The 14175-nt window shown below is 70.0% G+C and carries 11 protein-coding genes; 4 read left to right on the forward strand and 7 right to left on the reverse strand.

Going from position 1 to position 14175, the window contains the following annotated elements; genetic code table 11:
* Positions 1 to 11 precede the first annotated feature (11 nt).
* Positions 12 to 3086 (forward strand): hypothetical protein, encoded by a 3075-nt coding sequence (locus AB0M54_RS29795; protein WP_364474907.1) that lies wholly within the window; start codon positions 12 to 14, stop codon positions 3084 to 3086.
* A 2-nt stretch (positions 3087 to 3088) separates the two neighbouring features.
* On the forward strand, positions 3089 to 4261 hold the full coding sequence (locus AB0M54_RS29800; RefSeq protein WP_364474909.1) for a glycoside hydrolase family 76 protein: 1173 nt from the start codon (positions 3089 to 3091) through the stop codon (positions 4259 to 4261).
* A gap of 102 nt (positions 4262 to 4363) precedes the next feature.
* Here the strand turns inward: AB0M54_RS29800 and AB0M54_RS29805 are convergent, their stop codons facing one another.
* Complete coding sequence (locus AB0M54_RS29805) at positions 4364 to 6199, reverse strand: hypothetical protein (RefSeq protein WP_364474910.1); 1836 nt, start codon at positions 6197 to 6199, stop codon at positions 4364 to 4366.
* Between the two features lie 425 nt (positions 6200 to 6624).
* Positions 6625 to 6768 carry a hypothetical protein gene (locus tag AB0M54_RS29810; RefSeq protein ID WP_364474912.1) on the reverse strand — a complete coding sequence of 48 codons (144 nt, stop codon included), beginning with the start codon at positions 6766 to 6768 and terminating at the stop codon, positions 6625 to 6627.
* A 309-nt stretch (positions 6769 to 7077) separates the two neighbouring features.
* Between AB0M54_RS29810 and AB0M54_RS29815 the strand changes: the two genes are divergently transcribed.
* Positions 7078 to 7512 carry a hypothetical protein gene (locus AB0M54_RS29815; RefSeq protein ID WP_364474914.1) on the forward strand — a complete coding sequence of 145 codons (435 nt, stop codon included), beginning with the start codon at positions 7078 to 7080 and terminating at the stop codon, positions 7510 to 7512.
* A 480-nt stretch (positions 7513 to 7992) separates the two neighbouring features.
* Here the strand turns inward: AB0M54_RS29815 and bluB are convergent, their stop codons facing one another.
* From bluB to AB0M54_RS29840, 5 genes are all read right to left on the reverse strand, one after another.
* Complete coding sequence (gene bluB, locus AB0M54_RS29820) at positions 7993 to 8652, reverse strand: 5,6-dimethylbenzimidazole synthase (protein WP_364324080.1); 660 nt, start codon at positions 8650 to 8652, stop codon at positions 7993 to 7995.
* Between the two features lie 85 nt (positions 8653 to 8737).
* Positions 8738 to 9445: a hypothetical protein gene (locus AB0M54_RS29825; RefSeq protein WP_364474916.1), complete on the reverse strand. Its 708-nt coding sequence runs from the start codon at positions 9443 to 9445 to the stop codon at positions 8738 to 8740.
* Between the two features lie 303 nt (positions 9446 to 9748).
* The gene (locus tag AB0M54_RS29830) at positions 9749 to 11443 is read right to left on the reverse strand and encodes an alpha/beta fold hydrolase (RefSeq protein ID WP_364474918.1); all 1695 of its coding nucleotides are present in this window, start codon (positions 11441 to 11443) and stop codon (positions 9749 to 9751) included.
* 200 nt (positions 11444 to 11643) lie between these two features.
* On the reverse strand, positions 11644 to 12375 hold the full coding sequence (locus tag AB0M54_RS29835) for an IPT/TIG domain-containing protein (protein WP_364475023.1): 732 nt from the start codon (positions 12373 to 12375) through the stop codon (positions 11644 to 11646).
* A 212-nt stretch (positions 12376 to 12587) separates the two neighbouring features.
* Positions 12588 to 13679, reverse strand: a complete 1092-nt coding sequence (locus tag AB0M54_RS29840; protein WP_364474919.1) for a hypothetical protein — start codon at positions 13677 to 13679, stop codon at positions 12588 to 12590.
* A 56-nt stretch (positions 13680 to 13735) separates the two neighbouring features.
* Here AB0M54_RS29840 and AB0M54_RS29845 point away from each other — a divergent pair, with 56 nt between their 5' ends.
* Complete coding sequence (locus AB0M54_RS29845; protein ID WP_364474921.1) at positions 13736 to 14149, forward strand: hypothetical protein; 414 nt, start codon at positions 13736 to 13738, stop codon at positions 14147 to 14149.
* The last annotated feature ends 26 nt before the right edge of the window (positions 14150 to 14175 follow it).

Raw genomic sequence — 14175 nt, forward strand, 5'->3', positions numbered from 1 at the left:
GGAGGCGCCCGGTGACCACCAAGACACTGATCGCGAGGTCGACCTGGGACTGGGACCTGGCCCGCGACGACCTGCGGAACCGGGCCACCACGGCGTCGGCCGGGCCGATCCGGCTGCAGGCCGAGCCGCTGCTGCGAAGAACCGCATCGGGAGCGCTGCTGCAATCGGTCCGGGTCCGCGCGGGCCGGGCCTTGACCCAGGCTTTTGTACGCTCGGCGTCCGGCGCCGAGATCCCGGCCCGTGTCGCCGCGGCGCCGGACGGCCTGCGCCTGCTCGTCGGTGAGGTGGCCGCGCCGGAGACGATCACCGTCGAACTGCCCGAGGTCGCGACCGGCGAGCGCATCGAGCTCGTGCTCGCACCGGTCCGCCACTGGGACGTCCACCTCGTGCACCATTCCCACCTCGACATCGGGTACACCGACCCCCAGGGCCGGGTTCTGGCCGAGCATCTGTCCTATCTGGACTCCACACTCGACCTGATCCGGGAGACCGACGACTGGCCGGACGACGCCCGGTTCCGCTGGTCGGTGGAGTCGCTGTGGTCGTTCGAGCAGTGGTGCGCCAACCGGCCCGCGGCCGCCGTCGCCGACATGATCGACCGGGTGCGGCAGGGCCGGATCGAGCTCACCGCGATGCCGTTCAACCTGCACACCGAGACCTGCTCGACCGACGAGTTGCACGAACTGCTGCGGATCGCGCGCGACATCCGCCGCCGGCACGGCGTGGACATCCGGGCCGCCATGCAGACCGACGTGCCCGGCGCGGTCGGCGGGCTGGTGGACGTGCTCGCGGAGAACGGGGTGCGTTACCTGTCCGTCGCCCACAACTGGGCCGGCCGGTCGGTGCCGCACCTGACCGGCGGGCAGGACGTGCCACGTCTGTTCTGGTGGCGGGCGCCCAGCGGCGAACGGGTGCTGGTCTGGTCCACCGACACCCCGCACGGGCTCGCCTACATGGAGGGGTCGGTGCTCGGCTTCGACGTCTCCTACGACATGGTCGACGACCTGCTGCCGGCGTACCTGACAGCGCTGGCCACGCGGCCGTACCCGTACGACGGGCGGGCCTTCGGGTTCCCGGTTCCCGACGCTCCCCTGCACCGGCCGCCGTACCCGTGGGACATCCTGCACCTGCGGGTGCAGGGACGCTTCGGCGACAACGCGCCGCCGCGGCGGATCATGGCCGAGACCGTACGGCGGTGGAACTCCGAGTGGGCCTATCCGCGCCTGCGGCTCTCGCACAACGAGGACTTCTTCACTGAGGCCGAGCGCCGGTACAGCGAGCGGCTGCCGTCCTTCACCGGCAGCTGGAACGACTGGTGGGCGGACGGCATCGGCTCCGCCGCGCGGCCGCTGCAACTCGTCCGGCGTGCCCAGGCCGCCGTGGCGGACGCCCAGACGGTCAGCACGATCGCCGGCCTGCGTGGCGCGCCCGGCGCGGCCACGGACACCGCCGATGCCCGGGGCGTGTACCTCAACGCCTCGCTCTTCGACGAGCATACCTGGGGTGCGGCGGACCCCTGGACGCACGGCGACGACCACACCCACTCCGGCGAGGAGCAGTGGCACTGGAAGTACCACACCGCACTCGCCGCGCACGACGACGCCGAGCGGCTGCTCACCCGGGCGGTGGCGCGGCTCGCGGGCACGCTGGACGGCGGCGCCGCGCTGTACGTGGTGAATCCCGCGGCGCACGCGCGGACCGGTGTGGTGACCGCGTTCGTGCCGGAGAGCCGCATCCCGATCGAGACGCCGCTGTCGGTGGCCGACCCGCGCACCGGCAAGTCCCTGCCGGTCGAGGAGACGCCGCAGCTCAACCCGACGCATCGGGAGGCCGGGCGGTTTCTGCACATCGCGGTGGACGACGTGCCGCCGCTGGGCGTCCTCCGCCTCGACCTGGTCGACGCCGGCCCACCCACGGCCGCCGCGCCACCACCCGCCGGATCCGTGCTCGAGAACGACGAGCTGCGCGTCGAGGTCGATCTGGCGACCGCGGCCATCCACTCGATCATCGACAAGCGCACCGGCGCCGAGCTCGTCGACCCCAGCGGCACCTTCGGATTCAACGCGTACGTGTATGACCACTACGCGACCGCTGGTGGCATCAACCACCAGTCGTCGAAGACCGAGGCCACGGCGAACCTGGCCCTGCTCGGGTCCCGGGAGACGGCCCGGCCCGCGGCACTGGTCGACGCCGGCCGTACCGCGGTGCGGCAGTGGCTGACCTACGAATCCGTGGCGCCGGGCGCCGACTGGGTCCGCACCACGTTGACGCTGCGACCCGGCACCGGCGTGCTGGAGATCGAGAACCGGATCGCCAAGCCCGCGACGATGGCCAAGGAGAGCGCCTTCTTCGCGTTCCCGTTCGCGTTCCCGGACCCGGTCCTCCGGATCGACGCCACCGCGACCGTCAACGGCACCGACCTGCCGTACGTGCCCGGCGGAGCCGCCCACATGCAGGCCGTCCGGCACTGGATCGGTCTGCACGCCGACGGTTTCGGGGCGGCCTGGGTGACCGTCGACGCCCCACTGGTCCAGCTCGGCGCGATCGCCGTGCCGTACGCGCCGTTCCCGGTATCGACGCCGTCACACGAGCCCGGCACCATCTACTCCTGGGTGCACAACAACCTGTGGGACACCAATTTCCCCAGCCGGCAGGCGTTCGAGATGACGTTCCGGTACCGCGTCACGGCAAGCCCGTCGGATAGCCCTGACACGACGTCCGCCTTCGCCGCCCGGGTCGCGGCCGACGCCACCAACCCGCTCGCCGCGGTGCCGGCGCCGGCCTCCGCCCCGACCGGCCCGATCGCCGCCGCCGGTCCGGCCGTCACCCTCTCCGACGATCGGGTGCGGCTGGCCGGGCTCACCACGCCGGCGCCCGGGCAGGTCCTCGTGCGGCTGCGATCCGTCGCCTCGGCCCCGGTGGACTGCACGATCACGCCGGGTTTCCCCGCCGGCGCCGCCTGGACGGCCACCTATCTGGGCGAGTCCCGCTCGGCCCTGGAGATCCACGACGCGAAGGTCACCGCCACCGTGCCGGCCTTCGGAACCACCGCAGTGCTGCTGACCTTTCCCACCACCGAGGAGTGAGCATGCGCCACGCCATCCGTCTCGCCGTCACCACCGGGCTCGCCGCGCTGCTGGCCGGTTCGGCAGGTGCTGTGCCCGCCGCCGCGGCGGGCACCTGGAAAGACCGGGCCACCGCCGCCTACCGGTCGCTGCAGGAGCACCTCTACGTCGACCCGCTCTACCAGGAGAACTATCCGAAACAGCCGGCTGACAACCCGTACTCGTATCTCTGGCCCTATCGCGAAGCCGTCACCGCGGCCCTGTCCCTGCACGAGGCGCGCGGTGACAGCCCGGTGAGCCGGCGTGACCTCGCCACCCGGTTCGCCGGCTTCGACGCGTACTTCAGCGGCATGCCCGGCAGCGCCGGCTACCAGTCCTACGTCGTGCCGCCGCTGGGCACCGGCGGGGACCTGTTCTACGACGACAACGCGATCGTCGGGCTGGAATTCGTGCGCGGTTATCACGCCACCGGCGACAGCCGGCTGATCCCGCACGCCGTCGACGCGCTGAAGGCGGTCGAGCGCGGCTGGGACAACGACCAGTCGCGACCTTGCCCCGGCGGCGAGAAATGGGTCGAGTCGGCGAACAACTCGTTCCGGGCCGCCAATGTCACCGGACTCGGCGCCCAGCTCGCCGCCCATCTCTACCTGATCCGGCACCAGCGGGCCGATCTCGACTTCGCCCGCAAACTGTTCGGCTGGAACCAGCGTTGCCTGCGGCAGAGCGCCGGCCTGTATTGGAACGACATCTCCTACGACGGCGTCGTCAACGAGACGCTGTGGACCTACAACTCAGGCGCGATGATCGCCTCGGCCACTCTGCTCTACCGGGCCACCCACGACCGCTCCTACCTCCGCGAGGCGGTCGCCGCGGCGCGCGGCGCGCTGGACTACTGGACCACCGACGATCGCCTCTACCAGCAGCCCGCCATCTTCAACGCGTACCTGCTCAACGACTTGCTGCTCCTCTCCTCGGAGGCTCCGGACGCGCGGCACCGGGCCGTATTCGAGCGGTACGCCGCCCGGCTGTGGTCCGAGAACCACGACCCGGCCACCGGCCTGTTCCACTTCCAGGCCAGCGGCGGCGGCGCACCCGACCCGGCGAACGTTCCCGCGCAGACCCTGGAGCAGTCCGCGGTCGTCCAGATCTTCGCGGCGCTGGCCTGGAGCCCGCGCGACCACTGGCGCATCGCCTAGATGACCTATTCCAAGGGGTGGGCGCTCCATCGAAGCGGGGGAAGCTCAGCGCCGCCTCCGGGCGCATACTCTCGAGTCGCCTGGCCACGGCCGATGCCTGACCTATCGGACCACCTTGACGAACAGATCGGTGGCCTCGGTGACGTTCGCCGCAGGTGCCGAGGACGCCGATCCGGGTTTGCCGTTGACGATCGAGCCGGAGTTCGCAATGACCGTCGAACCGGCCAGCACCGGAATCGTGACACTGCCGTCGGCGCCGGTGCTGACCGGATTCCACGGCGGCGGCGTCGCGCTACCGCCGAGCTGGTAGTCCGGGCCACCAGGCCACAGCTGACCGTCGAGCGCACCAGTGTCCAGGCCTACGACCGCGCCGGCGACCGGGGCGCCATCGACATCGGTGACGTGGACGGTGATCGGCACCAGGCGCGGCAATTTGATGGTCGCCACTTGGTCGTCGGTGAGGGTGAAGTAACTGACCAGGTAGACGAAGCCCCGATAGCCGGCCAGCGAACCGCGGATCTCGATGGCGGCCGGCCCTTCCAGGCGGCTCACGCTGAGCCGGCCGTCAGCGTCGGTGGTCCGGCCGGCGCCCGCGCCGGTGAAGCTGACCGTCAGCCCTGGAACGGGTTCGCCCGCCCCGTCGAGCACCTCGACCGTGAACGACACCCGTTTCGGCCGGGCCACCGCGACGCTCAACTCGACGGGCTCGGTCACCTCGCTCGTCCAGGGCGAAGATCCGACTCCGACGTCGCCGTCGAACGCGTAGCTGACGCCGGCCTTGACCGTCGAGCCGGCCAGCACCGGGATGGTGGCCGTGCCGTCGGCGTCGGTGCGGATCGGGGACCAATGCGGTGGTGTGGCGCTGCCGCCGAGCTGGTACTGCGGGCCGCCGGGCCACAGCCGGCCCTCCAGAGCCGAGGTGTCCAGATCCACGGCGGCGCCGGCCAGCGGGGCGCCATCGACGTCGGTGGCGTGCACCGTGACCGGCACCAGCCGCGGCAGCCGGATCGTCGTATCGGTGTCGTCGACGAGGTTGAAGTAGCTCACCAAGTACACGAAACCGGCGTAGCCCGGCATCGACCCGCGGATCTCCATCGGAGTGTGGCCGGTCATCCGGTTGACGCTGAACCGGCCGTCGGAGTCGGTGGGCGTACCCGGGCCCGCACCCACGAAGCTCACCATGAGCCCCGGGATCGGCTCGTCGTCAGCGGTCACCACATGCAACGCGAACGCCACCTTGCGCGGCTTGGTCACCACCGGTGAGACGGTGCAGTCAAGTGCGCTGCTGGTTCCGTCCGAGGTGCAGTAGTCGTCACCGTTCCCGCCGACGACCAGGTCCGGCCCGGGGCCGCCGTCGAGCTGGTCGTTGCCGTCCTGACCCTGGATGGTGTCATTGCCACCAGCCCCGTAGAGGTAGTCGCTGCCGCTACCGCCGGTGATTTGGTTGGGGCCGGCGTTGCCGGTGAGGGTGTCGACCCCCGACCCGCCGACCAGTCCCTCGACGTCACCGGCGATGGCGTCGGCCTCCTTGGCGGAGCCATCATTGGGCCGGCCGTCGAGCGATGCGATCACCGGCGTGGAGTGGTCACCGTAGGAAACCCGGTCGGTACCGGCGCCGCCCACCAGCCGGTCGCTGCCGGCGCCACCCAGCAGGGTGTCACCGCCGGCGCCGCCGTCCAGGGTGTCGTTGCCACCGCGCCCGTCGAGGGTGTCGTTGCCGCCCAGGCCACAGATCACATCAGCCCCGGACGTCCCGACCAGCCGGTCATTGCGCACGGTACCGACTATCGTGCAGGCTTTGCCGGTGGCCGCGGTGGGCCGGGAGACGGCCATCGCCGGTGGCGTCGTGGCGGCCATCGTCGCGACGACCACCGCGACCACGGCGACCGCCCGTGCCGTACCCCTCGAAAGCCGCATGTTGTCCCCCAGCCGGCGCACGGGCCCTCCGATCGCCAGAGTTCCTGATCGGCCGGGACAGACCGGACTCAAGCGATTCCCGCGGCCGCCTGCCCAGCCGTGACAGCCGCCGCGGTGTTTCCACAGGGGCTCAGCTCCGGAGGCGGCACGACACCGTACGATCCAGCTCACTCAGGCGGCCCGACGCGGCCCTGGCCAGCGCCGACTCAGGCTCGGGCGTCTTCGCCAACTTCACCGCCAACGGGGCACAAGCCATCTCGTCTGACTTCGACGGCGTCATCATCACCGGGCACCACAAGTCCACCCCCGCCGACACCGACGGGGTCTGCTGCACCCTCCCTGTGCCCTATTGACACCCGTGGGGTTGGCACACGGCGGCTGCGGCCATCCCCGAGTTCCGACGTATCAACGGTTCGTCGACTTCGTGCGGCATTCCTTGACTCGGCTCAGGGAACTGCCGCGCGGGCCAGCCCATTTATCGTATCCAGCAGGTTGACCACGTCGTCCGGCCCGCCATCGCCTGCGCTCATCAACGCGTCGAACAACGCGAATATCTCTTCCAGGAGCCGGTGCCGCGCATCGTCGGTCATGATCGCATCCTGCCGGATCGCGGCCTCGGACGATAACTGGTGGACGCCACTCAACTCGATGGCGGAGTCCCCTGGCGTCATCCCAGCTTTTCGCACAGTACACAGCGACACGGGCAGATGTTGCTGCCGACTCAGCGACCTTCCATTTGGGGTCGGCCAGAGTCGGGTGCACACGACTGTGCGCTAACAGCGGCAAATCCGGACGTCTAAGCGCTCAGCACGAGACCGCCCTGTCGTTCCTCGGTCGCCGCCGACGCGGGGCTGGACGCAGCAGACCTGGACCGCTATCCCTTCCAGCTGTCCGGCGGGATGGCCCAGCGTCTGGTCACCGCCCTCGCCTTGGCATCCGATCCGCTACTGCTGATCGCCGACGAGCCCACCACTGGACTGGACCGGCCGCTGGTCGACCACACCCTCGACGTGCTGCGCCGCCGTTGCGACCAGGGCGGCGCCGTCCTGCTGATCACTCATGACCTCGCCGCCGAACGCGTCGCCGACACCGTCGCCGTCATGTACGCCAGCCACATCGTCGAACATCGGCCGGCGTCATCGGTCTTCACTGCCGCAGCCCATCCGTACACCGCGGCACTGCTCGACGCCCTACAGGACCGGGCGTTCCGGCCGATCGCCTGGCACCCGCCGATGCTCACCATGCTGCCAGCCAGCCGCATCCGCTCTGGCAGCCGCTCGTTGCAGCCTGCCGCCCGACTTCAGATCTCAGTAGATCTGGCGGCGCGGTATTGATTCGTGCCGGAGGGCTGGTCCGGCTCGCGGGCCGCTCGGACTTGCCGCCTGTTCAGCAGCACCGACTCCGATCAACTTCATTGGCAGGGGTAGTCGAAGCCATCCCGGAGATCGAGCACGTGTTGGCCGACAGGCTGCTGACGGAACAATGCATCACCGTCAGCTTCAGTCCAACCCATCATCAATCCCTAGTTCCGCTGGCGGCCGATGTCGACACCGACGGTACCGGCCGAGCACGGGGCATCGCCTTGCACCCCACTGCTTCCCTCCAACCACGCGCGGGGCACAGCAAGCCTGCCGCCACAACCGCCGCAGCCCGCAGAAACACGGCCGACAGAGCCCTGCGGAAAGAGCTGTGGATAACACATCCGACCGCTCCAGGTGCCGGCTGTCTCCGTCAGCCGCCGCCGCACGTGATCACCGGCCACAGCCACACCGTATGCGCCACTTCCACCGCTGAAGTAGCGGTTTACCACTGCCTCAGAGCAACGGGGTGGCTGTGACCGGCGCTTTCGACACACCCCAGCGCTCGTCGTGCCGGGCCAGGTGCAGTGGCCGGCGGCTGCGCCAGCCATGTCGCTCCAGGTCGGGGACCTCTTGGAGCTGGGTGATCGGGCCGAGGCACAGCCACGCCACCGGCCGGACGGCGGCCGGTATTCCCAGCAGGTCTTGGACGAATTCCTCTCGGTAGAACGAGACCCAGCCGACGCCTAGCTGTTCTGCCGTGGCGGCCAGCCAGAGGTTCTGGATGGCCAGGCAGGTCGAGTAGAGGCCGGCGTCGGCGATCGCGTGCCGGCCCAGGACCGTGGGGCCGCCGCGTTGCGGGTCGTAGGTGACCACGATCGAGAGTGTCGATTCCAGTACTCCGTCGATCTTGATCCGGGCGAACCGGGTGGCTGCTTCCGTGTCCAGGGTGCCGGCGTACACCTCGCGTTCGCGGTGTACGTGCTCGTGGAACGCCCTGCGTAACGCCGTGTCCCGGACGACCACGAAGTCCCACGGCTGGGACAACCCGACGCTGGGCGCGGCGTGCGCGGCGGTCAGGATCCGATCGAGGGTGGCGTCGGGCAGCGGTTCGCCGGTGAACTCGCCCCGCACGTCGCGTCGGCGGTGGATGATCTCGTACAGGTCATGGACCATGGCTGGCTCCCGCTGCGCTCAGCCCCGCGCCGCCGGGGCTTCAGGTTTCTCGACTGCCTCATCGGGTCGGCTCGTCTGGACTTCGTCACGCCGTGGCGCGCAGGCGCCTGATCCACCCCTGGGCCGTGTGGCGAGGCACCTGATAGTGCTCGGCCACCCCTGCCACCGTCCCGATCTCCTCGAAGACCGCCGCGAGATCGTCGGGCGAAACGCGGTAGACCCGCCCGTTCTTGGCAGGCGCCGCGGTGGTAGCGGCCGCCCGGGTTCGTTTGGCGGGCTTCTGGTTCTTCGCCGGGGCCGTGGCGCTCGTGGCGGTCCGCTTCTTCACCGGCGCGGGCGGGGTCTTCGCCGCCGCGGCCTTCCTGGTTGCCTTAGCTGGGGCCTGTTTGGCCGTACGCGTCGTCGATGCGGCGGCCGTTCTTGCCGATCGCCGAGGCGCACCAGTTTCGTCCCCGGACGGTGCGGTGGCAGCACGCGCGCGTGGCCGGCGCGGCGCCGGTGTGGCCGCAGCCCGCGGAGCGGTCTTACGTGTACGGTCCTTCGGCACCTCAGACACACCCGGCTGTTCGACAGGCTGGTCAGCGGTGGTTGCCTCGAGGGCAGGGGTCCCGCTCGGGGCGCTCAGCTCGGCTGTGTCATTGCCCCGCTGACCGGTTGACGCGGTCACGGTGCCGGTCACCGCTTGCAGGAGCAGATCGAAGTCGACAGTCGGGATGTGCCCACTGGACAGTCCCTGCGGGGCGTGCAGGTGCACATCGGTGATCCGGACCTGATCACCGGAGGTATCGACCACCAGCCGGGTCGCGGCGCCGCTGTCGTCGTTCGGGGCGATCGTGATCGTGTACGAATCCATGAACTTCCTTCGTAGGGGCCAGCGTTCGCGAGGTCATGCCGCCTTGCTCCGACAGGCGAACACACCAACACGACATACATGAAGATCACCAATGTAGCGCCGACGTCTAACCACAGCGGACACCACTCGTACCAAACGAACCTCGCCACCCCCGCACTTCAAGGTTCCGGCAGCGCGGCCGGCTTCAAAGCGGCCAAGGCCGCGGTGGCCGGCCGGAAGACCGGCCACCGCGGCGGGACGGGATCAGTGCTTGCGCCAGCTCCAGCGGTTGCCGGAGGGCGCCCAGTCGGTGCTGACCGGCGCCGACTCAGCGGCAGCGGCAACTGTCGACGCGGTCGACGCGGCCGACGCGGCCGAGTCGGAGGGTGGCGTAACGCCGTCGCAGCCGCCGGAGTCGGGGCGGCCGGTCAGAAAGTACGCCTCGAGGTGCTCGGTGCACTCCGGCACCCGCGCGACCGAACCGTGGATGTCGTCCTCGACCGTGAATGCGGTGCCGCCGATCTTTGCTTGCACCTGGGCGATCCACGGGAACGGCGTCGGGCTCTCCCACCGGTGCCCCGACAGCTGAAGGGAGCCGTTCGATTTGCGCAGCTGGAACGGTTCCTTCGCGGGGATCGGCCAGCCGGCGCAGATCTGGGTAAAGGGCGCCAGGCCCGCGGTGATCGGGAACTCCCGCTGCCGGCTCCGGTACGTCTTCCAGAAGGTGGGGAAGTCGTGTGGGCTGGTGTCGTCGTTGCACAGGATCGCCTTGCCGGCGGCGTCGTTGAACTGCTCGGGAAGGTCGGCCGGCGGCTCGGTGGGCTCCTGCCGCCCGTCCCCGATGAGGATCGGCCGGAGTGCGTCCGGCATGGGGTCGCCGGTCTTCGCCGTGGTCAGCGCCGCCAGCGCGGGCGTGCCTTCGGCCCACAACGGGCTGGGCGCAACGGCCAGGAAGGCGGCCAGGTTGCCGTCGATCGGCTGGTCAAGGTCGCTGAAGACGATCGGCGCCGCATCCAGCTTGGCCTTCACCTGCTTGACCAGGGCGATCACTTCCTCGGCGGTGTCGCCGAGGTGGTACGTCGTGTCCCGCTCCGCGGCCCAGGCGGCCCAGCGCGGAATCTTGCCCTCGTCGGCGGCGGTCACGTCGCGGAAGCGCGAGTCGAGCCGGTTCGCGGTCGGGCCGACCACGCTGTCCAGCCACATCCGGCCCACGGAATGCGGGTGGAGGCTTCGGTAGACCTGGCCGAGGAGCGTACCCCAGGAGACGCCGAAGTAGCTGAGTTTCTCCTGCCCGAGCGCCTTGCGCACCTGCTCGAGGTCGCGGGCCACGTTGGCGGTGGTGAGCTGCCCCAGGAAGGTGGGGTCGCTCTGCCAGCAGGTCTGGTTCTGCAGAACCTGGAAGTCGTAGATCTTCTTGGCTGTCTCCTTGGTGAGTGGCCCGGCCGGGATCTCAGGCGGCGTGACGTCGTCGTCCGGGCGCGCGCAGGCGGCCCGGGTGCTGTAGCCGACGCCGCGCGGGTCGAACCCGATCAGGTCATACTTCTCGGCGAGCGCCTCGAACTGCGGGCTGGTCAGCGCCAGCTCGTGCGGCATCAGATAGCCGCTGCCGCCCGGCCCGCCCGGGTTCACCGCCATGCTGCCCAGCTTGTGTCGCTGGTCGGTAGCCCGGAGCCGGCTGATCGCGACCGTGATCTTCGTGCCGTTCGGGCGGTTGTAGTCGAGCGGCACCTGGACGGTGCCGCAGTCGGTTCGGGCGAGCAGCGCCCGGATCCTGGGTAGCTCCTCCGGTGAGACACCCATCGCTTCGAGGGTCTCGTCCGAGTAGGCCACGCAGTCGCTCCACGTCACCGCGGGTGGCACCGTGCTTGCTCCGGCTGGCGGGGCAAGGGCGATGAGCCCTGCCCCGGCCGCCATGACGAGCACCCCGATCCCGGCGACAATTCCTGTGCGTCGTGTCATGCGGGAATTGATACAGATGGACGTGTCAAGCCGAGGTAACCGAAATCGTCCAGGTTCCTCTCAGCCTCGATCCACGTGCTGGTTTTCAGGATGCTCGCGTTGTCATTCGGCTGTGCGGGCCGTGAGGTTGGGTTGTCCGCGTTCGTCGAGCGGGCCGGCTGGAGTTCGCCTGAGGCAGGGGCGAGGCAGCATTCGGTCGGTCAGCCGACCGTCAGACGGGAGCCGGGTAACACGGCGCTCGTCCCGTACGGCGTACGCACGGCGACGTCGACCGGGCCTGCGGACGTAGCCGGAGAGACGAACCGCAGTCGCGTGTCGGAAAGGACCTTCACGCTCGTGGCCGCCGTACCGCCCAGCATGACCGACTGCGTGCCGGTGAACGACGTGCCGGTCACCGTGACGGCGGTGCCGCCCTTGGCCGGGATCTTCGTGATGCTCAGCCGGGTGATCGTCGGCGGCGGCGCCGTGTAGGCGAACGTCGTCGCCGAGCCGGTGAGACTCCCGCCGGCCGGGCCTGACACGACCACGTCGACGACGCCCGCGGCATGCGCCGGCGCGACCGCGACGAGCCGGGTCACGTCCGAGTCGACGACCTTGCGGAACTTCGCGGCGGTGCCGCCGAAGGTGACCGACCTCGCCGATGCCAGGCGGTTGCCGGAGATGACGATCTCGGTGCCGCCGAGCTTGGTGCCGGTGCGGACCGACAGGCCGGTGACGTACGAGGCGATCTCGCGAACCGGCCTGGCGCGCAGCCCGGTCATGAAGTCGAGTGTCGCCCGGAACTTCGGGGCGTTCGCGACGGGCTGGTCCTGGTACTCCAGCAGCCCGAACGTTCCCCACTTGCTGGGAGCGTCCGCGGCGCTGAACGCCGCCAGCATGCCGCCGCCGTTGTTCACCCAGACGTTGTAGTAGCTGGTGTACAGCTGGCGCATGCGCGGGTCGCGGTTCGCCGCGTGGAACAGCGCCGTGAGCTTCTCGTCGTTCTCGGCGCCGTGCACCCCGACCAGATGCTGGCCGCCCTCGTAGCCCACCAGCGCGACGCCGTACCGCTCGGCCAGCAGGCGGTAGGCGGTGATCTGCTCGCGGATCGAGGTGTCGATGTCGTGCTGGCAGTTGGTGAGTAGCCGGTTGCGGCCAGCCGCCTTCACGGCCGTCGCAACGCCGCGGTAGCCGGGCGCGTAGTACTTCGGATCGTTCGCGACATATTGCCCGGCGCAATGGAAGTACGGGGCGATCGCGATCGCGTCCGCCTGCTTGTAGGCGTCGTTCCAGGCCAGCACCTGCCCCCCGGTCCAGGGGTTCGCCGACTGCGCGGCGAGCACGCGCACCAACCGCGTGCCGGCCTGCGCGCCGAACACGTCCCGCCAGATCTCGAAGATCTCGACCGCGCGTTGCGCGTGGTAACGCAGACCGGCCTGGAACCGGTCGGTTGACAGGCCCAGCCGTACGCCTTCCGGCCGGGCGCCAGGGTGTCCCGCACGAGGGTGGCGAACTCGCGGCCGTAGCGGTCGGTGGCCAGGTGCGGCACGTTGAACCAGGCATCGGCGCCGACCCGATTGGCCAACGCCACCATCAGTTCGGGCGCGACACCGCGAGTCTGCGTCGCCGAGTCCAGGTGCGGCCCCGCGGCGAGGCTGCTCGCGTCGAAGCGGTTCGGGTCGTTGGTGTAGATCCAGTCCATGAATCGCAGCGTGCGGAAACCCTTGAGCCGATCGAGGAAGACCGGGTGGAAGACCTGCTGCGCGCCGGTCTTCTCGTAGCCGGGCATCCACACGTGGATATCGCGTACGTAGTCCGCCGGGTTGGTCCGGGTCAGCCGCAGGAAGACGCCGCTTGTGCCGAGGTCGAACTCGAACCGGTTGGCGGTCGGGTTGAGCGGTTTGGTCCGATTGTCACCGCTCCACAGCCCGATGTCGCCGTCGCCCTTCCACGTCACGACGTAACGCCCCACCGGCATGCGGGCGGCTTCGAGCAGCACCGGCGTCTCGGCCCACGTCCCGGGCTCCAGGCGACGCACCCACCCGCGGTCGTCGAGGTCCAGCGCCGGGCCTTTGCCCCAGCCTGCCCCCTGCTGCTGGCTGATCCAGCTCCGGGAGGTCCGGAACACGTCCACGAACGGCCAGGCCGTGCCCCAGTCCGCGATCCCGCTGAGGTTGATGCCGATGCTCGGGGCGGCCGGCCCGGTGGGCGCCGGCGGCGGGCCCGCGACCGCAGGGGGCTCCAGCGGCAGCAGCAACGTCGCGGCGACCGCGAGCCCGCGATCTGATCTCCAGCCTGAGCAAGCTCGGCACGATGGTGCGCAAGCTGGGCGAGATCATCCAGGATCTGATCGCCCGGCTGCGCGGGGCACGCGGGCTGGAGCGGGGTCTCTTCCGCGAGGGTGACGGCATCGTCCGCAACGGCAAGAAGATCCTGATGAGCCACGACAATGTGCTGGCGCTGGCACGGAAGTACGGCATCGACATGGAGGGCGTAAACCTCGGTATCGCCAAGTTCCGTCGCGGCGGCGCCCAGGACGCGGCCGTGGCTGCCATTGCGGGCACCTCAGCCTTGGTGACGTCGGGCCGACCTGTACCAGCGGAGGACTGTGTGCGGCCGTGGGTGGTCCGGCGCCGCTGCTCGGCTCCCGCACGGTCTCCGGCGACACCGGGTCGGCCGAGGTGCGAATGCTTCTTGCGTACGCCCGGACGGTCCGACGGCTGCTGAACGAACTCGGTCCGGCGGGGCTACTC

It is taken from the genome of Actinoplanes sp. NPDC051470 (assembly GCF_040682035.1).
Lineage (GTDB): Bacteria > Actinomycetota > Actinomycetes > Mycobacteriales > Micromonosporaceae > Actinoplanes.